General features: G+C 57.4%; 25 protein-coding genes. 6 read left to right on the forward strand and 19 right to left on the reverse strand.

Going from position 1 to position 22,380, the window contains the following annotated elements; all coding sequences use genetic code 11:
- Positions 1–475: 475 nt before the first annotated feature.
- Positions 476–673 (reverse strand): BBE domain-containing protein, encoded by a 198-nt coding sequence (locus tag GLP52_RS08100; protein WP_237273483.1) that lies wholly within the window; start codon positions 671–673, stop codon positions 476–478.
- Between the two features lie 375 nt (positions 674–1,048).
- On the reverse strand, positions 1,049–1,840 hold the full coding sequence (locus GLP52_RS08105; protein ID WP_237272069.1) for an FAD-binding oxidoreductase: 792 nt from the start codon (positions 1,838–1,840) through the stop codon (positions 1,049–1,051).
- Between the two features lie 161 nt (positions 1,841–2,001).
- On the opposite strand from GLP52_RS08105, the gene GLP52_RS08110 reads away from it, so the two are divergent.
- The 4 genes from GLP52_RS08110 (at position 2,002) to GLP52_RS08125 (ending at position 4,624) form a co-directional block, all read left to right on the forward strand.
- On the forward strand, positions 2,002–2,694 hold the full coding sequence (locus tag GLP52_RS08110; RefSeq protein ID WP_237272070.1) for a winged helix-turn-helix transcriptional regulator: 693 nt from the start codon (positions 2,002–2,004) through the stop codon (positions 2,692–2,694).
- Between the two features lie 193 nt (positions 2,695–2,887).
- Positions 2,888–3,463: a hypothetical protein gene (locus GLP52_RS08115; protein WP_237273484.1), complete on the forward strand. Its 576-nt coding sequence runs from the start codon at positions 2,888–2,890 to the stop codon at positions 3,461–3,463.
- 425 nt (positions 3,464–3,888) lie between these two features.
- Positions 3,889–4,461, forward strand: coding sequence for a tyrosine-type recombinase/integrase (locus GLP52_RS08120; RefSeq protein WP_336885928.1), 573 nt, complete (start codon positions 3,889–3,891; stop codon positions 4,459–4,461).
- Positions 4,462–4,465: 4 nt separating this feature from the next.
- A complete protein-coding gene (locus GLP52_RS08125) occupies positions 4,466–4,624 on the forward strand; it encodes a hypothetical protein (protein WP_237273485.1) in 159 nt (52 codons plus the stop codon).
- A 436-nt stretch (positions 4,625–5,060) separates the two neighbouring features.
- On the opposite strand, the gene GLP52_RS08130 is transcribed toward GLP52_RS08125, so the two are convergent.
- From GLP52_RS08130 to GLP52_RS08165, 8 genes are all read right to left on the reverse strand, one after another.
- On the reverse strand, positions 5,061–6,281 hold the full coding sequence (locus tag GLP52_RS08130; protein ID WP_237272073.1) for an FAD-dependent monooxygenase: 1,221 nt from the start codon (positions 6,279–6,281) through the stop codon (positions 5,061–5,063).
- Between the two features lie 352 nt (positions 6,282–6,633).
- Entirely contained in the window at positions 6,634–6,927 is a 294-nt protein-coding gene (locus GLP52_RS08135) for a hypothetical protein (protein WP_237272074.1), read from the reverse strand.
- A 381-nt stretch (positions 6,928–7,308) separates the two neighbouring features.
- The gene (locus tag GLP52_RS08140) at positions 7,309–8,538 is read right to left on the reverse strand and encodes a benzoate/H(+) symporter BenE family transporter (RefSeq protein ID WP_237272075.1); all 1,230 of its coding nucleotides are present in this window, start codon (positions 8,536–8,538) and stop codon (positions 7,309–7,311) included.
- Positions 8,501–9,127, reverse strand: a complete 627-nt coding sequence (locus tag GLP52_RS08145) for a 3-oxoacid CoA-transferase subunit B (RefSeq protein WP_237272673.1) — start codon at positions 9,125–9,127, stop codon at positions 8,501–8,503. The genes GLP52_RS08140 and GLP52_RS08145 overlap by 38 nt, the downstream gene beginning before the upstream one ends.
- Positions 9,124–9,819, reverse strand: coding sequence for a CoA transferase subunit A (locus GLP52_RS08150; protein ID WP_237272076.1), 696 nt, complete (start codon positions 9,817–9,819; stop codon positions 9,124–9,126). The genes GLP52_RS08145 and GLP52_RS08150 overlap by 4 nt, the downstream gene beginning before the upstream one ends.
- Positions 9,816–10,655 carry a 3-keto-5-aminohexanoate cleavage protein gene (locus GLP52_RS08155; protein WP_237272077.1) on the reverse strand — a complete coding sequence of 280 codons (840 nt, stop codon included), beginning with the start codon at positions 10,653–10,655 and terminating at the stop codon, positions 9,816–9,818. The genes GLP52_RS08150 and GLP52_RS08155 overlap by 4 nt, the downstream gene beginning before the upstream one ends.
- Positions 10,652–11,503: an alpha/beta fold hydrolase gene (locus GLP52_RS08160; RefSeq protein WP_237272078.1), complete on the reverse strand. Its 852-nt coding sequence runs from the start codon at positions 11,501–11,503 to the stop codon at positions 10,652–10,654. The genes GLP52_RS08155 and GLP52_RS08160 overlap by 4 nt, the downstream gene beginning before the upstream one ends.
- Complete coding sequence (locus GLP52_RS08165; RefSeq protein WP_336885943.1) at positions 11,500–11,961, reverse strand: hypothetical protein; 462 nt, start codon at positions 11,959–11,961, stop codon at positions 11,500–11,502. Before GLP52_RS08165 ends, GLP52_RS08160 begins: the two co-directional genes overlap by 4 nt.
- Positions 11,962–12,071: 110 nt before the next feature.
- Between GLP52_RS08165 and GLP52_RS08170 the strand changes: the two genes are divergently transcribed.
- Positions 12,072–12,935: a dioxygenase family protein gene (locus GLP52_RS08170; protein ID WP_237272080.1), complete on the forward strand. Its 864-nt coding sequence runs from the start codon at positions 12,072–12,074 to the stop codon at positions 12,933–12,935.
- A gap of 139 nt (positions 12,936–13,074) precedes the next feature.
- On the forward strand, positions 13,075–13,965 hold the full coding sequence (locus tag GLP52_RS08175; RefSeq protein ID WP_237272081.1) for a LysR family transcriptional regulator: 891 nt from the start codon (positions 13,075–13,077) through the stop codon (positions 13,963–13,965).
- 19 nt (positions 13,966–13,984) lie between these two features.
- Here the strand turns inward: GLP52_RS08175 and GLP52_RS08180 are convergent, their stop codons facing one another.
- The 9 genes from GLP52_RS08180 to benA form a co-directional block, all read right to left on the reverse strand.
- The gene (locus tag GLP52_RS08180; RefSeq protein WP_237272082.1) at positions 13,985–14,677 is read right to left on the reverse strand and encodes an ABC transporter ATP-binding protein; all 693 of its coding nucleotides are present in this window, start codon (positions 14,675–14,677) and stop codon (positions 13,985–13,987) included.
- A complete protein-coding gene (locus GLP52_RS08185) occupies positions 14,670–15,413 on the reverse strand; it encodes an ABC transporter ATP-binding protein (RefSeq protein WP_237272083.1) in 744 nt (247 codons plus the stop codon). The genes GLP52_RS08180 and GLP52_RS08185 overlap by 8 nt, the downstream gene beginning before the upstream one ends.
- Positions 15,406–16,398, reverse strand: coding sequence for a branched-chain amino acid ABC transporter permease (locus GLP52_RS08190; protein WP_237272084.1), 993 nt, complete (start codon positions 16,396–16,398; stop codon positions 15,406–15,408). Before GLP52_RS08190 ends, GLP52_RS08185 begins: the two co-directional genes overlap by 8 nt.
- Positions 16,399–16,401: 3 nt before the next feature.
- A complete protein-coding gene (locus GLP52_RS08195; RefSeq protein ID WP_237272085.1) occupies positions 16,402–17,271 on the reverse strand; it encodes a branched-chain amino acid ABC transporter permease in 870 nt (289 codons plus the stop codon).
- Positions 17,272–17,328: 57 nt separating this feature from the next.
- Positions 17,329–18,501, reverse strand: a complete 1,173-nt coding sequence (locus GLP52_RS08200; RefSeq protein ID WP_237272086.1) for an ABC transporter substrate-binding protein — start codon at positions 18,499–18,501, stop codon at positions 17,329–17,331.
- 42 nt (positions 18,502–18,543) lie between these two features.
- The gene (gene benD / locus GLP52_RS08205) at positions 18,544–19,323 is read right to left on the reverse strand and encodes a benzoate diol dehydrogenase BenD (protein ID WP_237272087.1); all 780 of its coding nucleotides are present in this window, start codon (positions 19,321–19,323) and stop codon (positions 18,544–18,546) included.
- On the reverse strand, positions 19,320–20,342 hold the full coding sequence (gene benC, locus GLP52_RS08210; RefSeq protein WP_237272088.1) for a benzoate 1,2-dioxygenase electron transfer component BenC: 1,023 nt from the start codon (positions 20,340–20,342) through the stop codon (positions 19,320–19,322). Before benC ends, benD begins: the two co-directional genes overlap by 4 nt.
- 73 nt (positions 20,343–20,415) lie before the next feature.
- Positions 20,416–20,934 carry a benzoate 1,2-dioxygenase small subunit gene (benB, locus tag GLP52_RS08215; protein WP_237272089.1) on the reverse strand — a complete coding sequence of 173 codons (519 nt, stop codon included), beginning with the start codon at positions 20,932–20,934 and terminating at the stop codon, positions 20,416–20,418.
- 12 nt (positions 20,935–20,946) lie between these two features.
- Complete coding sequence (gene benA, locus GLP52_RS08220) at positions 20,947–22,335, reverse strand: benzoate 1,2-dioxygenase large subunit (RefSeq protein ID WP_237272090.1); 1,389 nt, start codon at positions 22,333–22,335, stop codon at positions 20,947–20,949.
- Positions 22,336–22,380 lie beyond the last annotated feature (45 nt).

Consider the following 22,380-nt stretch of genomic DNA (forward strand, 5'->3'; position numbering starts at 1 on the left):
CTGGATCGGGCGCCAATTCTTCCGCCCAAGTTCAACGTGAAGCTGAACAACGTGAACTTCTTTCACCTCACACTCGGCCATGTGAAGCGAAGGGCTGGATGCAGCACAAGGATACCTAAACAGGCCTCTGTGCTTTGAGCGGCAGCATCATCGAAAACCCCAAGTCGTCGGTCATAAATGGAAGCGAACGGCCCTAACCGGCCATTGACTAAGGCGCCCATCGCCGCGATGCAGCTTTCGCATTGCTGACATTCATGCGCAGTGCAGCATTTTGTCGGCTGGAACGTCGGTCCGCGGACTTTTCTGCCGTCCGCCCCAGCATGCCGAATGTCCCCTTTTCTGATACTGCGCAAGTATCAGCGACCAAGTTGCAGCCCCCGATACCGAATCTGCGCTCCATTTTCGAAGTAAACCCGGTATCGCGCTCCGAATGACACCACCAGCGCACGTGGCGCAATCGACTTGAACAAAGGCGTCAGGTCGTCAATGTCACGCCTTCTGCGACATCAACATTGTGGTTCAGGCGGAACAGGTTGTTCGGGTCATATTTTCCCTTGATCTGGCGCAGCTTGTCGATGTTGGAGCCGTAAGCTTCCGACATCCGGACATTGTCGTCGGATGGCATGAAGTTCACATAGACACCACCAGCGCACGTGGGGCGCAGTGCGGTCAAAGAGGTCTCGGGCCCAAGCAATACAGCTTTTGTCCTTTGCAGCGTCCGACCACCGCGTATGGACGTTCATCACGAAGTGCCGCGCGCGCTGTGGAAAGGGGGTCGCTGCTGGGTCGACACGGGTCATGGCGCCAGCTAAGTGGGCGATGAAAATCTCCGATTGTGGGTCCGGAAGTGCTGTGACGGCGGCGAGAGCGCTATCAATCACCTCATCGGTGAGTTGCAAGAAGTCATTGCTTTTCCAGTAGTTGCGCGCACCGGGCGTCAAAAGCGGATCGAATGCCTGTTGCCACCCCGCGTAGGGATGCGGGCCGATTACGTCGGCAATCGGCTGTCCAAGGCCACGCAGTTCCTCCAGAGCCTTTTCACCCTCTTTCATATCGCCCGCAAGACGGCCCATATGGTCAGTTCATCCGGCGCGCGAGCGCAGATATCGCGATAGCTTTGCAACAAACTGCGCGCGTCAGCCAAAGGATGCACGACAAGGCCCGAAAGGACCTCTGGACCGATCGGATGCAGCGCAAATTCAAAAGACGATATGACCCCGAAATTCCCACCGCCCCCACGAATTGCCCAGAACAGATCAGCGTTTTGTGTGGCGCTTGCAACGCGCACCTCACCGTCGGCACAGACAACTTCGGCAGACAGCAAGTTGTCGATGGTCAGGCCATGCTTGCCCGTAATCCAGCCGAAACCGCCGCCAAGCGTCAGACCGGCGACGCCCGTGGTCGAATTGATCCCCAGCGGCACGGCAAGGCCATAACGTTGGGTCTCTTGATCCACATCGGCCAAAAGGCAGCCTGGTTCTACGGTTGCAGTCGCCTTATCGGAATCCACATGGACGGCTTTCATCTGCGAGAGGTTCAGCAAAAGGGCACCGTCAGCCACTGCATGCCCCGCGATCTGGTGCCCACCGCTTTTAACGGCCAGTAAAAGATTGTTTTTACGCGCAAAGTTCACGGTAAGCCGGATGTCGTCTGTGTCCTGCGCAAGGACGATCAGGCCTGGGCGTCGGTCGACCATGCTGTTCCACAGCGCCCGGGCATCGTCGTAACCCGCACTCATTTTGTCGATCAGGCTACCGCGAAGTGATGCTCTAAGGTTGGCCAGTTTGGCATTCTCGACATCAACGGTATCGCCGTTCAATGTCTTCAGGATCTGGGTCATGACGGTTGCTCCAATTGAGTTTCGGTATGACCAAAGGCTGCGCCCTAACCCGTAACCAGGCCAGTCCTGAAACTGGACCGGGCCTTTTTCTGCCTGAATCGGGGTTATTTGTGATACGATGTCAGCCGGCAAAGATGAAATTGCCGCGAAGGATTAGCACAATGACGCTTGGGAGTTACGGGCAATTCTGTCCGGTCGCGATGGCGGCCGAGAAACTCTGCACGCGCTGGACGATGGTACTGGTGCGCGAAATGGTGGCCGGTTCGACCCGGTTCAACGACCTGCGGCGCGGCGTGCCGCGCATGTCGCCAAGCCTTTTGTCGCAGCGCTTGAAAGAGCTTGAGGCCGCCGGGATCGTCACCCGCACGCCTGCCGCCGACGAACCAGCCGTCCAGGAGTACCGTCTCACAGAGTCTGGTCGAGACCTGCAATCTATTGTCGAGGCCTTCGGGACTTGGGGGCAAAAGTGGATCGAGACGCAGGCCACGCTGAAGAACCTCGACCCCTCACTGCTTATGTGGGACATGCGCCGCAATCTCGATCCTTCGCCGATGCCTGCGCGCCGGATTGTTGTCAATTTCAGGTATCCTGAGCTGGTCGAATCCCGACGCAACTGGTGGCTGGTTGTGGACCCAGAGGCAGAGGTCGACATCTGCTCTACCGATCCGGGTTTCGACGTCGATCTTTGGGTGACGACCGACCTGCGCACGATGACCGCGATTTGGATGGGACTGAACAGAGTCTCGGGCGTACGTGATAAAATCCAACTCGACGGCGATCCGGCAATTGCCCGAACGATGCAGACTTGGCTTGGTCTCAGCCCATTCGCGGCGCAGTCGAAGTTGGTTCACTGACGCTGCACTCCAGCAGGCCCAACCGGTCCAGTTTCTGGACTATCGGCCCAAGGCCCGCTGCCTCAACCTCAGGAATGTTTCGTCATCCGATCAGGACAGGCGAACTTCTCTTGAAAGGAGCTTTAATATGCTTTCTCACATGATCTCACCTCGCCGCACTTATTGCCCGGAACAGGGCAGCCGTGCTCCCTGCATGATCAGCGGACTGCGCAGCGTAACGGGCATGGCTATTGCTTGCACAGCACTGGCTACTTCGGCTTTCGCCCAGTCATCCCCCGAAGCCACCGCAATGATTGCCGAAGCCCTTACCGCGGCTCCGGCAGGTATTTTTGCAACCGCGACCGTTTCCGATCTGGAAGGCAATATCCTGCGCGAAGGTACAAGCGACTACACCTGCTTTCCCGCACCAGATGGGCTTGCGGGACCGATGTGCATGGATGCCGAATGGCGGCGCTGGATGGCGGCGTGGATGAGCGGCAAGCCGTTTACGGCTGAGCATGTCGCCATTGCCTACATGCTTGCCGGCGACGGGCCAGAAGGCGGTGCCAGCAACATCGACCCCGCAGCCACCCAACCGACTGCCGATAATGAATGGGTCGTCGAAGGGCCGCACATGATGGTCATCACACCAGATCCAGCCGTCTTTGCAGATCTGCCGACGGTTATTGAAACGGACGGCCCCTATGTAATGTGGACTGGAACGCCCTATGTTCACCTCATGGTGCCGGTCGCCGCCCGCCCAGAACAGCGCAGCGTCCCGACGAACTGACATAATAACGGCCTTCGGAAGAGCGTCGCGACTTCCGGGGGCCGACCGATGCTGGCTCTTATGAAAAACTTTTGAAAGTGTCTCTTTTTAAGATCATCGGATTTCCCAACTGATCCTCGTAGGCAAGCACATCCGATGTTGTGGTCACTTTTATGTTGGGGCGGCAAACATTCAGGTTGAAAGCCTGATCGGTGGTCTTCTGCTTTACATGCTACGCACTCAGTTGCAAACGTTCGCTAAGACCAATAACCGCATCAAGAAGGGCTCCCAGCCGACCTCGGATGCAGCTCAGCATTTCATGATATGATGCAATGTCAATGTCGGGTTGTCGATGTGGGAGGGCATGGTGGATCGGAGGAACTGTCGTGCAAACACCAAACTTACCGGCTATTCGCGCACTTCGCCCCGCGTGGAATTAGGGGCGCATTGTTGGTCAAAAGCGACCACTGAAGCCCAAACATGTCTGGGCGATCCGTGTCAGGCTGGAACTTGCTGAAAACTATCGCGATCTGGCTTTGTTCAATATGGCGATCGACAGCAAGCTGCGCGGCTGTGACCTTGTGCGGATGAAAGTCGTCGATGTCATGGCGTCCGCACAGATCAAAGAACGGGCATCGGTGCTGCAAAACAAAACCCAAAAACCGGTGCGGTTCGAGATTTCCGAAGGCACCCGCGCCTCGGTGGCGAAGTGGATGGACGATCCGTTGATGGTCGGCTCCGTATATCTCTGGCCTGGGCGTTTTCACAAGCGGCTTCACATCTCAACACGCCAATATGCCCGCATCGTGCGGGATTGGGTTTCATCTATCGGTTTGGAAGTGACCGCCTATGGCACCCATTCGATGCGACGCACGAAGGTCACCCAGATCTATAAGAAAACGGGCAACCTGCGTGCCGTTCAGCTGCTGTTGGGGCATACGAAGATGGACAGCACAGTTCGTTACTTGGGCGTTGAACTTGAAGATGCGTTGGCAATAGCAGAGGCTATTGAAATATAAGTACTTGGGCCGTTCCGACAAGGACGGCCCTAAGGAGACCTTCATCGGCCAGTTCCGCGCTGCGCTGCAGTTTTTGCATTGCTGCCGTTCATGCATTTCGCAGCAATTTGACGGCTCAATAGGCGATCAGCGTACTGAGCGTGAATTTGCAGGACTGCAATAAGTATGAGCTGATACCGTGCTTGACGCACGAAACTACGTTGGCACGCCGGGGCGGCTTTCAAAATCGCGTTGCTGTGCCGCTGAGTTCCGCCGAGAACTGACAATGTTCCCTAATGCCAAACAAGACGATCAGGTCGACAGTCTGTCACAGTTTCTCAGATGGTTCGATCAACCGCAGTTTGAGTGATACGTGAGCAATTCATAAAATCAGCAAACCGATGTTCCATGAGCATTTGGATCCAGAAGTGCGTCTTGGTCGAAAACGCTGTGCAGCCGTTTCTTGCTCGGCTGATCTCTCACCTTCTTCTGATTGCGCTTTCGGATAAAAACGCTTCAAAAGCAAAGGAAACAGGGCTTCGGATCGGATTCGAAACGAACTTTTTGGCTAAGTCTGCACATAATTTTCGAACTATCGTAAGCGTCTTACAGCTTTGTGTCTAACGCGCCCGAAGACGGATATTTCGTGTTGGCTCCGACTTCACCTTCGACGTGTCGAAGGCATGGATCCAGCCAAATTCGTCTGGGAATTTCTTCAACCGCGTGGCCCTGGCCTGCAGGTCTTCTTCATCGTGCAAATGCAAGACATGATTTGTCGCCGTAGCGCTTTTTTGAATGGCCGTCGTTCGCACCCGACGTAAGCCCGTGAAACGGGTCAGCAAGCCCTCAAGGTCCGAAAGTCCCAAGCTCGCGATCAGACCGGCCAGTGTCACGGCATCCTCGATAGAGGTGTTGGCACCTTGCCCGTGGTGCGGCACCATCGCATGTGCCCCGTCGCCGATCAGCACAGCACGGCCCTTGTGCCAGTGCCGCAGCGGCTTGGTAATGAAGAGGCCCCAACGGGCAAAATGGTGCGACTGGCCGACCATTTCCGTCACCGCTTCGTCCCAGCCCTGAAACGGTTTCAGGTGGTCGTCGCGCGTCGCCTCGATCACCCAGCGGTCGGGGTCGGGCCATGTGTCAGGTCCTTCGGTCACTGCGAAGTAATTGACATCTTCGCCGTTCGGTCCGATCGCATAATGCAGCAGATGCGCGTCCGGGCCCATCCAGAATTGAATAGCTTCGGGGTCAGGCAGATGCGGCAGATCTTTCGTCGGCACGATTCCGCGAAATGCCGATGTTCCTGAATAGCGGATTGCGCCCGGCCCCGCGACATGGTCGCGCACGCGGCTTTTGATGCCGTCAGCACCGATGACCAGATCGACGACGGCGCTATCCTCACCATAGAAGTCAAGCCGGATGCCCTGATCGGTCTCGGTCAGGCCGGTCAGGCGGTGGCCCATGCGAATGGCGTTACCGCGCAATTGCGCGCGCATAACCTTCTGCAGATCTGCGCGGTGGATGCCGAGGTAAGGTGCACCATACGCTTCTCGATAGGTGCCGTCTTTGCGCACAGGATGGGCAGCAACACGGGTCTGGTCCCGCCAGCCGCGCCAGATCAGTTCGGTGGGTTCGCATGAAGCGGCCTCCAGCCCCGGCAGACAGCCGAAACGCGCCAATTCCCGCGACCCGTTGGCAGAAAGTGCGATGGCGGCACCGATTTCGGTCAGAGCCGGGGCCTGTTCGTAGATCGTGAAGGGGACACCTGCCTGTTGGAGGGCAAGCCCGCAAGCAAGTCCGCCGATCCCGGCACCAATGATGGCAATGCGTGATTCAGTCACGATGTTTTCCTTGTTTCAAATCACCAGGCCAGGGGCGCGGCGTCAATATTGTCGCTCAGGATGGCAGATATCGAACGCGCAATCCAATACCCGTTCGGTCTGAAGTGATACCCACCGGGCGGCGGACGTGTTGCGAGTTTTCGTGAAAAGCGTGAAGGGTGTCAGTCCTGAGGGAGAGCCTTCTTTCAAACAGAGCAATACAGTTCGCAGCCTCTCAGTTCTGTCGTTCTCAATGATGCCAGCCTAATCATTGTCGAGAAATGCCATTGAAATGTAGGAACCCCGCAAGCATCCGGCCTTACCGCCCCAATGAGTTGATCGGTCTATTGCAGAAGGCATCCCCGGTAGGTTTTTACTCGAGCGCCTGCCCGCGCCAGAGCATCATGGCAAGTGCGAGGGCCAGGACCACGTCGATCCCAAGACAGAACTGTCCCCACCAACCCGGCGCGGGGTTCGTTATGACCGGTCCGGCGAACACATCAAATATCCCGTGCGCGAGTAGCGCAGCAGCCAGTATCCACGATGAAGTGCGTGCACCGAAGCTCGCAAGCGCCACGAAGCCTTCCGCGAGGCCGGTATGGACGACGATTTCCACCGTGACGCCGGTCTGGATCTTGAAGACCTGGCAGAACAAGGCGATGGCCACGGCTTTGTTTTTGGCTTGAACGCCTACGACAATGACAATGACACATTGCGATGCCGTCGAGAGGAGGTATCCACGCCATCAACAAAGCCATCCAACTCGGTAGCCGCGTCGCAATTTAGAACTGACTTTTGCGTGATTAGCTCCAAGCGCCGCTACACTTTCCGGCAGGCCTTGCGCCGCAGTAACGATCGGCCCAAAGCGACTTTGGAAAGCGTCGCCATTGCCTTAATGTAGCTGCTCAAAAGTTGACTTTCAACACTGAGGTCACTTGGTAAAGATCGTCGCTCAACGCCGAGCTAAGTACGGCCGTCACTGCGACTGGACCGCGAAACTGTCTCCATCAAGCAGAAACCCTTCAAATTGGCACGACATCGGCCTCGTCTAAGAAGGTTTGAACCTTGCGGCGATCCGCGTCAAATACCATGCAGCGAGGCCTACAACGACACCCCAGAAGGCCGATCCTATCCCACCCAATGTCACGCCCGAGGTGGTGACAAGAAAGGTCAGCAACCCAACCTGCACGTTGTCGGCAGACATCATATCCGACAGGCTTTTCTGAATGGCACCCAGCAGCGCAAGGCCTGCGAGAATTGAAATCATCGCTGTAGGAATCAGGACTAATAGGTCAACAAGCGTGCCTGCAAAAATGCCCCCTAAACAAAAGAAAACACCCGCCGCAACACCTGCGATGTATCTGCGGCTCCGGTCGGGGTTACATGCCTCGCTTGCGAAGAAGGCAGAAGTGATCGCCGCCGAAGCAACCGTAACGCCACCATAAAATGCCGCTCCAGCCGAGGCGATCCCAGCGCTCACCAGAACACCACGCGACTTCGCTTCAAAACCATAAGTCCGAAGAACAGCCATGCCCGGCAAGAACTGTCCGCTAAGCGTTGTGATGAAGAGTGGAACTGCAAGGCCCAGTACCGCAGCCATCGAGAACACAGGTTGAACCAGCATGGGCGATGCAAATGCCAGACCAACGTCACCAATCGGTGCGTCGAACACAGTTGCAGTCAATGCAATCGCAATGCCGACAAGGCAGATAATCGCATAGCGCGGTAAAAGAACGGTGAGCAGGACAAATGCAACAACCAGAACAGTGAAAATCAACGGATCAGCAGCAAGGCTGCGTGCCGCATTCAATCCGAATCCGAATAAGATACCTGCCATCATACCGTCGGTCACACTGGGGGGCAAAAACTGGACCAAACGCTCGAAAAGGCCCGACAAGCCCAGCAGGATCAATGCCAGAGCAACCAGCAAATACGCACCGACAATTTCTCCCAATGTCAGTTGGGTGCCGATGGAGATCAGCAACACGGTTCCCGGGATGGACCATGCCAGCGCTACGGGCGCGCGCAACCAAAGGCTAAGAAAGATACATGACAAACCCGCCCCCATCGATATCGCAAAGACCCACGACGTGAAAACAGCAGGCGGCACTGCCATCGCGTTAGCCGCCTGAAGATAGATCAGCAACGGGCCAGAATACGAGATCAGCACCGCGAGAAATCCCGCGCCGATTGCCGTGCCTGATACATCCCGCCACCACGGCCGCTTTGTGGAGATCCCCTCAGACAAGGTTGGCATCAGTGGCAGCGACCATCTCATCCATGCTGACTCCGTCAGCCAGTTCCATGACGCGCAGTCCCTTGTCGGTGACTTCAAGAACACCGAGATTGGTAATGATCAGATCGACGACCCCCTTGCCCGTCAGCGGTAACGTGCATTCGCGCAAAACCTTGCTATCGCCGTGTTTGGAGGTGTGATCCATAACAACAACGACACGGCCAACGCCCGCGACGAGATCCATCGCACCGCCCATGCCTTTGACCAGCTTGTCGGGGATCATCCAGTTCGCCAGATCGCCGTTTTCCGCCACTTCCATGGCACCCAGAATAGCCATAGCGATTTTGCCGCCGCGGATCATGCCAAAGCTGGTGGCGCTGTCGAAATACGACGTCTGCGGCTGCTCGGTAATGGTCTGTTTGCCTGCGTTGATCAGGTCGGCGTCCTCGGTTCCTTCAATTGGAAACGGCCCCATACCCAGCATGCCATTTTCCGATTGCAGGGTTACTTCGATGCCTTCGGGGATATGATTGCTGACCAGCGTCGGGATGCCGATGCCAAGATTGACGTACCAGCCATCTTGCAGCTCAAGTGCGGCGCGTGCCGCCATCAAATTGCGATCCCACATTATGCTGTCCTCACTGTGCGTTGCTCTATCCGCTTTTCATGGGTGCCCTGAATGATGCGATGCACATAAATGCCGGGCAGGTGGATGTGATCGGGATCAAGGCTGCCGACAGGCACAATTTCTTCGACCTCCATGACGCAGACCTTGCCGCACATGGCTGCGGGCGGATTGAAGTTGCGCGCTGTCTTGCGGAAGATTGCGTTGCCCGTGGCATCCGCCTTCCATGCTTTGACGATGGACAGATCGGCGAAAATACCTTCTTCGAGGATGTAATCCTGTCCACCCCAACTTTTTACGTCCTTACCCTCGGCAATCACGGTGCCTACGCCGGTTTTGGTGTAGAACCCGGGAATACCGGCACCTCCTGCGCGCATCCGCTCGGCCAATGTACCTTGCGGGTTGAACTCCAGCTCCAGCTCACCTGACAGGTATTGGCGCATGAATTCAGCGTTCTCACCCACATAGGACGCCATCATTTTGGAAATCTGACGTGTGGCGAGCAGTTTGCCCAAACCGAAATCATCCACGCCTGCGTTATTGGACGCAACCGTCAGGTTCTTGGCGCCATGCGCGACAATTCCGTCGATCAGCAATTCGGGTATGCCGCAGAGGCCAAAGCCGCCGGCCGCAATCAGCATCCCATCCTCCAGCACCCCGTCGAGCGCTGCCTGCGCTGTCTCAAACACCTTTTTCATGCTGATACTTCTTTCAATTCAAGGATCGCGCGGGCCTGCCGCCAGTTGGCCACGGGCCGTTCGTATTTCTCGCACAGTTGCGCTGCTCGGGTTACGAGGGCCGCATTCGATGGGGCCAGCGTGTCGCGATCAAGGCGGACGTTATCCTCCAGACCTGTGCGCGCATGACCGCCCGAAGAGATCGCCCAGTCGTTCAGTGTGAACTGCTGCGCACCGATCCCCGCTGCGCACCAAGGCGCATCTGCCCCAAACAGGCGGCGCACGGTGCGGATGTAGTAATCAAACACATCACGGTCCACGGGCATCGCGTTCTTCACACCCATGACAAACTGTACATAAGGCGTACCCGCCAGCTGGCCTTTGTCGGCCATGTCCTTGGCCTTGAGGATATGCGACAGATCAAACGCCTCGATCTCGGGCTTCACATCATGCTTGAGCATCTCCCCCGCAAGCCAGTCGACCAACGCGGGCGGATTTTCATACACGCGATTCGGAAAGTTGTTGGACCCAACAGACAGCGAGGCCATATCAGGCGAAAGCGGCAGCATCCCACCACGCGTCTCCCCCGCGCCCGAACGTCCACCCGTTGAGAACTGGATGATCATGCCCGGACAGTGTTTCTCCAACCCCTCCTTGAGGCGCGCAAATTTCTCGGGGTCCGACGACGGTGTCTCGTCCTCGTTACGCACATGGGCATGGCAGATGGTGGCGCCCGCCTCGAAGGCTTCGTGGGTGCTCTCAATCTGCTCAGCGACTGTCACAGGCACGGCGGGGTTGTTGGCTTTTGTCGGCAATGATCCTGTGATGGCAACGCAGATGATACATGGGTTACTCATGCGGCACCTCCCGCAGGCATCCGCTTGAGTGCGTCGACAAAGAAGGGACGGAACCCCACAGGATGCTCGCTCATCGGGAAGTGGCCCAGCTTGTCCATCACCGCGAGGGTTGCACCGTCAATGGCGTCGGCCGTGCGCTTTGCGTCCTCGGGCGTGCAAGTCAGATCATATGCACCCACGATCAGATGAACTGGCGTTTTGGCCGTGTCGATATCCCCCAAACGGGCAATCAGACTGTCATCCTTGGTGTAGAAACTCAGGTCCCCACGGAACACGCCCGGACCACTTTGCATGAACATCCACAGCGTATTCCACCGCTCGGCGTTTGGCGCAAAGGGCGAGATATTGGCAGAGACGAGCGCCGCACCCATTTCGCCGCCATGGGCATCGGGGCGGTGAAACCAGTCGATGTCATACCAAGCGGGTTGGAAATCCGACGCCTCGATGGCGATAAAACCGCTGAATTTATCCGGATGCAGCGCCGCAAGTTGCAGCGCAATGCGGCCGCCCATGGAACAGCCTGCAAGCACGGGGCGGTGCAGCCCCAGCCCATCAATCACGGCAAGGACTGTCTCTATGTAGGCCTCGGTGGTGAGCAGGTATTCTTCCGTCTCAAAGCCTTCAGGCGGCAAGGATTTGCCGTGCCATGGAAGATCAAAGGCGATCATGCGATTGTTTGCCGTTATGCCCGCATCATTCATGAGATGCCGCCATTGCCGCGTGTCCGCACCCGCCGTGTGCAGGCACAAGACAGGACGGCCCTGCCCCGCTTCCTCGAAATAAATCCGGCGCGGCGCGCCCTCAACAGTGACGGTGAGGTAGCGGCCTGTGATCGGTTCAATGCTCATGCTGCGTCCTCCCGCTTGGCGCGGGGCAGCGCCATGAATTCTTTGAAAAAGCGCAGGTTTTTGACGAGGCACAGAATATCACCATCAATGTTGCCACGGCCGACTTTTAGAAGACCAAAGATGTCGTGAAACCCCGGTGCCGGCAGCGGTTGCCAAAACTGCGCCAGCGCCTCTCCATCGGTGCGCAGCGCAAAGCGCCAAGGCGTCTTGCGACTGGGGCCTGCGGTTACGTGGGTCAAATGCCCCTTATCGAAGGTCAGGTAAATCTCATCATCGCCCACCTGAACAAGAACGTTCTCGGAGAACAAGCGCCCGAGGCGCAGCAAATGCGGCGTGGCCTCCAGCTTTGCCTGCATGGTGTGGAACGTCTCAATCATCGCGCTTTCCTCTTCATATCCCTGACACTGTGGTGCCATGAGGGCGGGCTTTACGGCCATACCGATGCGGGTATTACGCAATACCGCCCACGGCATTGGATCATCTGCCCCTTTCGCAGACGGTACACACCAAGGGTCGCCCGCCAAGGCGCCCAAACCGGCACCAACATTGCCACTTTGGAGGAAGAAAAATGGGTATCGTTAACATCGACAACATCAGCGACGTGGTCATCGCAAGTCTGGGTCAGCACGGTGACATCACCGACCGCCAGCGCGAGATCATGTCATCGCTCATCCGTCACCTGCACGGTTTTTGCAAAGACGTGAACCTGCAGCACGGCGAATTCCTTGAGGGCTGCGAATACCTCAAGCGCGCAGGCCAGACCTGTGACGAGAACCGTCAGGAATTCATCCTGCTGGGTGACATTCTGGGCGTCGAAGTGCTGGTGGATATGTTGTCCAACCCCGTTGACGGACCCGAGAGCGAGTCCACCGTGCTTGGACCCTTCTACCGTGAAAACCCGCCGGTTCTACCAAAAGGTGCGTCTACCATCAAAAAGCACTACGACAACGAAGAAACCGCCTATTTCGAGGGGTACATTCGTGACGCAAACGGCAATGGCGTGGCCGGTGTCCAGATGGACGTCTGGGAAGATGCGCCAAACGGCGTGTATGAAAACCTCGACCCCGATCAGCCGGAATATAATCTGCGCGGCCGCTTCGAGACGGACGAGAATGGCCATTATGCCTTTGTCGCCGTGCGCCCCGTGCCTTATCCGATCCCCGACAATGAAACCGCTGGCGAATTGCTGCGCTATATGGGGCACCACCCAAACCGTCCGGGGCACATGCACTTCATCATTTCCAAAGACGGCTTCCGCCCGCTGATCAGCCAGATTTATGATGCAGAGAGCAAATGGCTCGACGATGATAGCGTGTTTGCTGTCAAGGAAAGCCTGATCGGTACGTTCAAAAAAGCAGCACCCGAGTTGAAGACAGACCTGCACTTCGAATTCGACTTTGTCATCAAGTCTGAGGCCATCGCCGCCGAGTAAACCGCAAAATCTCCCTGAGACTGGCCTCCGCTAATGCGGGGGCCTTTTTTTATGCAAACACGCGGTCTAAGGTAGCAAACCGGAAACGATTGCTTGGGAGAGCAGTTTGCGGGAGATCTCCATTTTCACGGGAGGATAAATGAACTTCAAACAGATGACCTATTTCATTGCCGTCGCGGAGGAGCTGCATTTCGGCCGCGCCGCAGAGCGGCTGGATATGGCGCAACCGCCGCTGAGCCGACAGATCAAACAGATCGAGGAGGAGCTGGAAGCGGTCCTATTCAACCGCGGGCGCAGTGCGATCAGCCTGACCCAAGCGGGCGAGAAACTGCTGGAGCGCAGCCGCGCGATCCTCGCCTTGCTGGATGATACAAAGCTCGAAATGCGCAGGCTTGGCCAAGGGGCGGAAGGGCGTTTGCGCATCGGCTTTGTCGGCTCCTCCACCTATGGAATTTTACCGAATATCGTCAAAGCGTTCCGCGCCGCCTATCCGTCGATCAACCTGAGCCTCCAGCCGATGAACAACGCCCAATTACGAAAGCAACTGGTGGCGCGCATGATTGATGTGGCTGTTGCACGTCCTGCGCTGGATGATGCAGAATTTGCGGTAAAGCATTTAGTTAAAGAGGATCTGATCCTGGCACTTCCCGACACGCTGGATACAGGCACGCGCGAGGTCGCCGACCTTCGGCGCCTTGAGACGCACAACCTGATCCTATACCCTGAATACCCCCGCCCCAGCTATGCCGATACAGTGATAAACGCCTGCACAGAAGCAGGGTTTCCTGTGCCAAAGCGAGTATTCACCATGGACCTGCAAACCGCGCTGAGCCTTGTGGCGATTGGCGAAGGGGTTTGTGTCGTGCCCAGCTCTGTAGGTTCTGCCCCGCGCAACGGGATCAAGTTCCTGCGGATCGAGCCGGAGATTGCGCGGACATCCCTATCCGTCAACTACCGCGTCGACGAACAGGGTGTGCATGTGCAGAACTTCATCAAGGTGGCACAAAGCGTCGCACGCGAGGCACGGTAAAACCCGCACCTCTCCGGGTTCAGACACCCAGCCATTTATGCTGTGTTTCAACGTCGGCACGGATTTCATCCGCGCTGCCGCTCCAGACCACCTGACCTTTACCCACGACGACGACATCGTCGGCCAGAGATGTGGCAAACCCGAAGTTCTGCTCGACCAGCACCATCGACAGGCCTTCGCGGCGCAGATCCTGCAATTTGTCATGGATCAGCTTCACAATGATTGGAGCAAGCCCCTCTGTCGGCTCATCCAGCACCAGCAGGCGCGGATTCATCAGTAGCGCACGTGCGATGGCAAGCATCTGCTGCTCTCCGCCCGACAGTTGCATGCCGCCATTGTCCAACCGCTCGCCCAGCCGCGGGAACAGGTCGATCACCCGCTCGATCGTCCACGCACCATCACCAAAGCGTTTCGAGGCGATCTCGAGGTTTTCGCGCACGCTGAGCGAGGGGAAGATATCGCGCGTCTCAGGCACATAGGCGATGCCGGATTTGGCGATGTCAAAAGGCCGCTTGGCAATGGGTGCGCCATCAAATGTGATCGTGCCAGACTTCGTCGGCAACAACCCCATGATCGTCTTGAGGGTAGTAGATTTGCCCGCTCCGTTGCGCCCCAGAATGGCCAGCACGCGGCCAGGTTGCGCGGTGACGTTCATCCCGTACAGGACCTGTGTTTCGCCGTAGCCGGAATTCACTGCATTCAGTTCAAGCATCTTCCCAGCTCCCCAAATAGATTTCTTTGAGCAGATCAGACCCGCGTGCAGCATCCGGCAGCCCATCAAAGACGACCTCGCCATAGTTCAGCACGGTGATCGTATCGGCCACGTCAAAAGCGAGGTCCATGTCATGCTCGATGATCAACAAGGTCAAATCACGTGGCAGGTTGTTCAGCAGATCATGGAAACCTTTGGCCATCTCCGGCCCCACACCGCTCGTCGGCTCGTCCATCAACAGAACCAGCGGACGCGTGGCCAGCGCCACACCGACCTCCAGCTGACGCCGCACACCATAGCTGATCTGCGAGACTTTTGCATGCAGGAACGGCATCAGGTCCACCTGATTGGCAACATCCTTGACGATCTCGCGCACCTCCGCTTTGCCAAGGCTGTCCGACCATAACGTGGTTGCATTGCCCGTATGGATCGCAGCCGCAAGGCCAAGGTTCTCTTCAACGGTCAGTCCGTCGAACAACGTGTTTTTCTGATAGCTGCGCGATAGTCCTTGCCGCGCACGCTTGGCCACCGGCAGTGCGGTAACATCCTCACCCGCCAGATTCACAGTTCCACTGTCGGGCGTCAGCTCGCCAACCAGCTGGTTAAACAGCGTAGTCTTGCCCGCCCCATTCGGCCCGAGGATCACCCGCCGCTCGCCGCGCTCAAGCTTGAGCGAGACATCTCGGGTGACATGAACCGCGCCGAAGCTTTTGTTCAAGTTGCGTGTCTCAAGCATCTTTTGTCACCTCCATGGCTTTCGGGTTTATCTCTGTCGTCTTGCTGCGCGCTGCGAAGGAATTCTCGATGAAGCCGAAAATCCCATTGGCGCGGCTCATCACGACACCGATCAGAATGACGCCCACGATCAGGTGCCAGTAGGTCGTGAGGGAGCTCAGCTCGTGCTTGAGCACCACAAAGACTGCAGCTCCCACCAGCGGCCCAACCAATGTGCCAAGCCCGCCAAGGATCACGACAACAAGGGCTTCGCCTGAGACGGTCCAGGCCATCAATCCGGGCGAGATATACATGATGTGTTGTGCTGCCAGAACGCCGGCAACGCCTGCAATCATGCCCGAAAGCCCGAAGACATCGGCCTTTATCCGCCACACGGTCAGGCCGAGTGCGCGCATCCGCTGCTCATTGTGCATCACCCCTGAGAAGGAGCGGCCAAGCCCCGAGCGCAGGATCATAACCGCAAGCCCGTACATGGCGGCCAGTGTGACGAGGCAGAACAGTGCAAATGTGCGCGTGTCATTCAGATCGACGCCGATGATGGACAGATCAAGACGCTCGATCCCGCCCAAGCCGTCATCACCGCCAAAGATCGGAGCCTCGAACACATAGGAATAGGCCATCTGGCCAAAGGCGAGCGTTGCCATGATGAAATAGATGCCATGGCTGCGCGAACAGATCGCACCGATGACCCATGAGATGCCAGCGGTGATACCCACGGCCGCCGCCATCGCTACTGGCGGGGTGAGACCTGCCGTGGTGGAGAGCACAGCATAGCCATAAGCCCCCACCCCCATTAGCGCGCCGTGGCACAGTGATACCATGCCGCCAAATCCGGCTACCATATCAAGCGCCAGCACCAACATGGCGAGGATGAGAATTTCGGTCAGAATTTCCAGCCCGAAGTATTGTGCCGTGAAGGCCTGAAACAGCGCACCCGATGCCAAGAGCACCAAGGCCGCATATCGGAAAGGCGTGTGATGGAACATGATCTATCCTTTCGCCGGAAAGAGGCCCACCGGCTTGATCACAAGGACCGCGGCCAACAGGGCGTAAATGAGAACAGAAGAGAGTTGCGGTGCCAACACGGCCCCGAAAGTCTGCACAAAGCCGTAGATAAGCGATCCCGCGACAGCGCCCTTGAGCGACCCGAGACCGCCGATCACGATCACGATCAGCGTGGGGATCAGGATTTGCAGCCCCATATCGGGCGAGACGCTGAGCAGCGGCGCAGCGACTGCACCGGCCAGACCCGCCAGCGCGCAACCGACGCAGAAAACGCAGAAGAAAAGACGCTCCACGTTGATGCCCAGACAGGCGGCCATCTCGTCGTTGTCGACACCTGCCCGGATCATCGCACCGATCTGAGTCCGCCCCAGAACGAAGGCGAGACCGGCTAAAACGACGAGGCCAAGAACAATGATAAACAAACGATAAGTCGGATATTCGACACCGAGGAACGCGAGCCGTCCGCCCAGCATTGCTGGCACTTCGATCGCAAGAGGCAGATCGCCCCAGACGATGCGGGTCAGGTCTAACAGCACGAAAATAAGGCCAAAAGTCACCAGAACTTGCGCCATCGGCCCCGATTTGCGCATCCGCTGGATGAAGCCAGAATAGAGCAGAACCCCCACTCCCGCGACAGCCACAGGCGCGAGTAAAAACGCCGCCCAGTAGCCCCAGATCGCGGCAAAAGAGGCCGCGAAATACGCACCAAGGGCATAAAGCGCACCATGGGCAAGGTTAACGAAATGCATCAGGCCGAAGATCACAGTCAGGCCGACAGATAGAAGAAACAAAAGCATCGACAGCTGTAGCGCGTTGAGCGCCTGTAGCGTCCAGAAGCCAAGATCGGTTGTCATTTTAGGACCTCCCCCCACATGAAAAACCCGGCCACAAAACGCAGCCGGGTTGTTGTTTTAGTTAGATACCGGATCCATCACGCAACCATTGGCAGGATCAGCTTCGGACGGCAGCTGGGCCAGAACTTTTTGCGTGAGGCCATCTGCACCTGCGACAGTCTCGTAGACATAGATCGGCTGCACGATGTTGTTGGTCGCAGGATCAATCGACAATGTGCCGCGTGGTCCGTCGAACGTGACCTGACGCAGGGCGGCAGCAAGCGAAGCGCGGTCTGTCGCACCCGCTTTTGTCGCCTCGATGAGCGCGCGTGCGGCATCATAGCCCTGAACCGCAAACTCGGACGGGGCGCGGCCGATTTTGGCCGTAAAGCCGTCCACGAAGACCACATTCGCATCGTTTTCGATTGTTGGGACGTAATGTGACGCAGCGATCACCCCCTCAGCCGCAGGACCTTGTGCGTTCACATAAAGCGACGATGTGAGAAAACCCGAGCCATAGAGCGGCAGTTCAGCCTTCAGACCAAAGCTGTCGTATTGTTTGACGAAGGAGATCGCCTCACCGCCTGCATAGAACACATAGACCGCATCGGCACCGCTGGATTTGGCTTGGGTCAGGTAGGGGCCAAAATCTTGTGTTTTCTGGAAGGGCGTGAAGTCTTGCCCGACAATCTCGCCACCTGCGGCAGTGAATGTGGCCTCGAATGCTTCGATCATCTGACGACCGGCCGCATAATCAGGGGCAAGGGTATACACCTTGCGGACACCCTGCTCATACATCCATGTGCCCATGGGGCGATTTACCTGACCGTTGGAAAACGACATACGTGTGATGAATGGGGAGCAATCTGCGCCCGTCGCCTCATCATTGCCCGCGTTAGACACAATCAGCGGCACGCCTGCACCGTGGACCATATCGCGAACAGCGCCCAGAACGCCCGAGCTTACGATACCCGCAATCACGTCCACATTTTCTTGCAAGATCAGCTTCTTGGCTTTGCCAAGGGCAACCGGTGGTTTCACTTCGGTGTCCTCGCGGACAATCTCGAAAGTAGCATCTGTCTCGCCGCCGAATTGCTCAAGCCCCAGCGCAAAGCCTGCGTCAATCTCGTTGCCAAGGGCCGCATAAACGCCGGAATAGGGCAGCAGCAGGCCGATCTTGATGTCCTCGGCGGTTGCTGTGGTCGCGATAGTGGTGGCAAGGCCGATGGCCGCCAGTGTTGTCGTTTTCATTTTGGTTCCTCCAGTTGATTTTCAGACCGTTCTTATGTCGGCCTATCCAAGGTCGCCGCCGCCCACGGGCACAGTGAGGCCCGTGATGTAGGAGGCGTCATCCGACGCCAGAAACAGGATTGGCCCTGCCTGTTCGTCGAGTGTTCCGTATCGTTTCATGGGCGAGGACTGGATCGTCTGGTCGACGATGGTCTGGTACCAATCCGCGCGTTGTTCCTGCTCTGCGTCCGGGTTGCGCGGGGTCACACGTTCGGGGGCTTCAGTGCCGCCCGGTGCCGTGGCTACAACGCGAATACCGCGCTCAGCCATTTCCCACGCCAGACTGGCAGTGATGGCATTCACGCCGCCCTTCGCCGCTGCGTAAGGCACACGGTTCAACCCGCGTGTCGCGATGGAGCTGACATTGACGATCACGCCTGACCCTTGAGGCAGCATCCGCTCGATCGCGGCGCGGCAACAATAAAGCGTCGGGAACAGCGAGCGGCGCACTTCGGCGTCGATTTGCGCGGGCTCATAATGCTCATATGGTTTGGCCCAGATGGTCCCGCCCACGTTGTTGACCAGAATATCAATGCGGCCCCAGAGGCTCTGGGCCTTTTCCATCGCCTCGTCGCAACCGGTCCATGTCTCCAGATCGACATTGATCGCCTCTGCTACACCACCGTTGGCGCGGATCGCTGCCACCACGTTGTCGCGCGCGGGCGAGCGGTCTACGATCAGCACCTTTGCGCCCTCACCCGCTGCACGCTCGGCCACGCAGCGGCCGATGCCCTGGGCGGCACCGGTCACGACCATCACCTTATCTTCAAAGCGGCGGATCATGCGGCATCCGCCTCTGTTTCTGTCGGGTTGAACTTCTCGAAGTAGAAATTGGCAGGTTCCACACCAAGTGTAGCGAAATGGCCACGCACCGCATCCACCATGGGCGGCGGGCCACACAGATAGACATCGACATTGCCCCCGTTCAGATCATCCCCCGAGAGATGATCGGTGACAAAACCCTTACGTTCGTGCGCGTCCTCTTCTGCCGCCAGAACCGTGATCACTGTGACATTGCCGATCTGCTTGGCCAGCGCTTGCACGCGGTCCAGTTCCACCAGATCCGCAGCACGGGTTACTGCATAATAGAGCGTGATCGGCTGATCGTTGCCCTGCTCCGCCAGATGCTCCAGCATCGACAGGAAGGGGGCAAGACCCGTACCACCTGCCAGCCAAAGCTGGGGACGTTCCATCGGGCGCAAGTAGAATGCGCCCATCGGTCCGGTCAGCGTGATTGCATCACCACCCTTGGCGCGCTCGCCCAGATAGCTGCTCATCACACCACCGGGGATGTTGCGGATCAAAAAATGGCCTTCATCCGCGCCCGGTTTGGACGAGAATGAATAGGAGCGGTGTTTGTCTGTGCCCGGCACGCTGACGTTCACATATTGACCGGGCAGAAAGCCCATAGTCTTGGCCATCTTAACGCGCAGGCCAAACGACGTATCGGACAGCCGGTCCACACCCAGAACTTCGCCGACCACAGGCTCAGGCGCTGTTTTGCAGACAGCAGAGGTAGCAGGCACCCGCACGACACAATCGCTCAACGGTGACATCTGACAGGTCAGGACATAGCCTTCGGCGGCTTCCTCCTCCGTCATCGCTTCGTCAAGGTAGAATTCCAGCTCGAACTCGCCCTTTTCGGCAAAGCACTTGCACGTCCCGCAAACGCCATCACGGCAATCCATGGGGATGTTAATTTTCTGGCGAAAGGCGGCCTCGGTCACCATCTCGTCGTCTTCACATTGAATGACGCGGGTGACGCCATCCTCGAAATTCAGGGCTACGTTATAGGTTGTCATGGCATACTCCTCCCTTGGTCGCGCGCCCGTCGGTGGGCGCGCGCTGTGTCAAAAACCGCAGTATTGGCCTGCTTTAGATGTGGTAGACGTCAATCACGTGGTGGATGTGGTCGTTCTTGAGCACGATTTTCTTGTCCGTGATCAGAGGCTTGGGGCCGGACGTATCCAGCGTGTAGAACGACATCCCCCAATGGCTGTCCGTATTGCCATAGCGGTAGGTCAGCGTGTGCCAGTTAAAGCGCAATTTGATCTGCGTCCCTTCGCGGCTCAGTACCTCAATGTTGGCAAGGTGGTGCTGGGTACGCGGCTCTGGCAGAGACGTGGCCGAGGAACGGTCCGTCTGGATGCGGAATACGCGGTCCTCGATCCCCGATTTGTTCGGGTAATAGATCAGGGACATCTCGTTTTGTGGATCTTCCGTCAGCATGTCCTCATCGTCCCATGCGGGCATCCAGAACGGGCAGTCAGCGTGATAAAACCCCAGCCATGTATCCCAATCGCGATCATCAAGGGCACGCGCTTCGGCATAAAGGAACGACTGGATGTCTTCGAAACCCAACGATGATGTCTTCTCGAGTGTTGCAGTTGTCATGATCTTATCTCCTCATTCAGCCGCAACTTGGGCACTGGCTGCGTTTTCGCGTTCCTTGGCAACGGCTGCTGCCATACGCTCGGCCCATTGAGTGTGCTGGATCACGAACAATCCCTCGTCCTCGGTGCGCGCACCTGACATGATCGGATTGATCCCCAATGCCTTTGCATCCTCGTCCGGCCCCTCGATCCACTGGGTTGCACCCCGGCAGATGTCGTTCCATTTGGCGTGTGCAGCGCCCGCATACCCGCGCTGGGTCGCACGGAATTCTTCGGTGTCATCGGGCGTCGCCATGCCGGAAGCGTTGAAAAAATCCTCATATTGGCGGATGCGCAAGGAGCGTGACACCTGATCTTCGCCCTTTGGCGCGATGCAATAGATCGTGACTTCGGTCTTATCGACACTGATCGGGCGAAACACTCGGATCTGGCTGCTGAACTGGTCCATCAAGAAGACGTTGGGGTAGACGCAGAGGTTGCGCAGCACGCCGACCATCCATTCGGCCTTGGTCTTGCCGTAGGTCTCGGTCCATTCGTCCAGACGGGCATAGTTCGGGCGTGTGGTCGGATTGTCCCATGTGGTCCAGAGCAGCAGGTGGCCGTTCACATAGGAATGAAAACCACCCTTCTGCTTGGCCCATTTGGAGGCATCAGTCGCTTTGATATTGTCCTCTTTACCGTCCACGGTGCGGTGCGATGTGGTGGCAACGTAATTCCAGTGAACCGCCGAGACGTGGTAGCCATCCGCGCCGTTCTCGGCCTGAAGCTTCCAGTTGCCATCGAAGGTGTAGGTGGAGGAGCCGCGCAGCACTTCCATGCCGTCCTCGGACTGGTCAACGATCATGTCGATCATCTTGCAGGCCTCGCCGAGGTATTCCTCGAGCGGTGCAACATCAGCATTAAGCGAGCCGAACAGGAACCCGCGATAGTTCTGGAACTTCGCCACTTTTGTCATGTCGTGGCTGCCGTCTTTGTTGAACTGCTCGGGGTAGCCCGCGCCTTTGGGGTCTTTGACCTTCAGGAGCTTACCGGTGTTGGCAAAGGTCCACCCGTGGAATGGGCAGGTAAATGTCTTTTGGTTGCGGCGCTTGAACCGGCACAGCATGGCACCGCGGTGCGAGCAGGAATTGACCAGTGCGTTCAGCTCGCCGTCTTTGTCTCGGGTGATGACCACAGGTGTGCGGCCCATATGCAGTGTGAAATAATCGCCCGGGTTCGGGATCTGGCTCTCGTGGGCCATGTAAATCCAATTGCCCTCATAGATGTGCTTCATCTCCAGCTCGAACAGCTCTTCGTCTGTAAACATGTCGCGGCGGGCGCGGAAAATTCCCTTTTCTGGGTCGTCTTGCACGATGCCGTCAAGGCGGCTTTCAAGCTCGTCGAGATTTGAATGGGTAAACATATTCAGTCCTCCTCTGGGTGCCGCGCCTTTGTGGCTGGCGGCGTT

The organism is Sulfitobacter sp. M22 (assembly GCF_021736025.1).
Taxonomy (GTDB): Bacteria; Pseudomonadota; Alphaproteobacteria; order Rhodobacterales; family Rhodobacteraceae; genus Sulfitobacter; species Sulfitobacter litoralis.

Excerpts from the sequence above, each read along its gene's own strand:
- GLP52_RS08105 (WP_237272069.1), bottom strand. The coding sequence starts at position 1,840 with ATGACCCAGATCCTGAAGACATTGAACGGCGATACCGTTGATGTCGAG.
- GLP52_RS08110 (WP_237272070.1), top strand. The coding sequence starts at position 2,002 with ATGACGCTTGGGAGTTACGGGCAATTCTGTCCGGTCGCGATGGCGGCC.
- GLP52_RS08115 (WP_237273484.1), top strand. The coding sequence starts at position 2,888 with ATGATCAGCGGACTGCGCAGCGTAACGGGCATGGCTATTGCTTGCACA.
- GLP52_RS08140 (WP_237272075.1), bottom strand. The coding sequence starts at position 8,538 with ATGAGATGGTCGCTGCCACTGATGCCAACCTTGTCTGAGGGGATCTCC.
- GLP52_RS08150 (WP_237272076.1), bottom strand. The coding sequence starts at position 9,819 with ATGAAAAAGGTGTTTGAGACAGCGCAGGCAGCGCTCGACGGGGTGCTG.
- GLP52_RS08155 (WP_237272077.1), bottom strand. The coding sequence starts at position 10,655 with ATGAGTAACCCATGTATCATCTGCGTTGCCATCACAGGATCATTGCCG.
- GLP52_RS08160 (WP_237272078.1), bottom strand. The coding sequence starts at position 11,503 with ATGAGCATTGAACCGATCACAGGCCGCTACCTCACCGTCACTGTTGAG.
- GLP52_RS08170 (WP_237272080.1), top strand. The coding sequence starts at position 12,072 with ATGGGTATCGTTAACATCGACAACATCAGCGACGTGGTCATCGCAAGT.
- GLP52_RS08175 (WP_237272081.1), top strand. The coding sequence starts at position 13,075 with ATGAACTTCAAACAGATGACCTATTTCATTGCCGTCGCGGAGGAGCTG.
- GLP52_RS08180 (WP_237272082.1), bottom strand. The coding sequence starts at position 14,677 with ATGCTTGAACTGAATGCAGTGAATTCCGGCTACGGCGAAACACAGGTC.
- GLP52_RS08185 (WP_237272083.1), bottom strand. The coding sequence starts at position 15,413 with ATGCTTGAGACACGCAACTTGAACAAAAGCTTCGGCGCGGTTCATGTC.
- GLP52_RS08190 (WP_237272084.1), bottom strand. The coding sequence starts at position 16,398 with ATGTTCCATCACACGCCTTTCCGATATGCGGCCTTGGTGCTCTTGGCA.
- GLP52_RS08195 (WP_237272085.1), bottom strand. The coding sequence starts at position 17,271 with ATGACAACCGATCTTGGCTTCTGGACGCTACAGGCGCTCAACGCGCTA.
- GLP52_RS08200 (WP_237272086.1), bottom strand. The coding sequence starts at position 18,501 with ATGAAAACGACAACACTGGCGGCCATCGGCCTTGCCACCACTATCGCG.
- benD (WP_237272087.1), bottom strand. The coding sequence starts at position 19,323 with ATGATCCGCCGCTTTGAAGATAAGGTGATGGTCGTGACCGGTGCCGCC.
- benC (WP_237272088.1), bottom strand. The coding sequence starts at position 20,342 with ATGACAACCTATAACGTAGCCCTGAATTTCGAGGATGGCGTCACCCGC.
- benB (WP_237272089.1), bottom strand. The coding sequence starts at position 20,934 with ATGACAACTGCAACACTCGAGAAGACATCATCGTTGGGTTTCGAAGAC.
- benA (WP_237272090.1), bottom strand. The coding sequence starts at position 22,335 with ATGTTTACCCATTCAAATCTCGACGAGCTTGAAAGCCGCCTTGACGGC.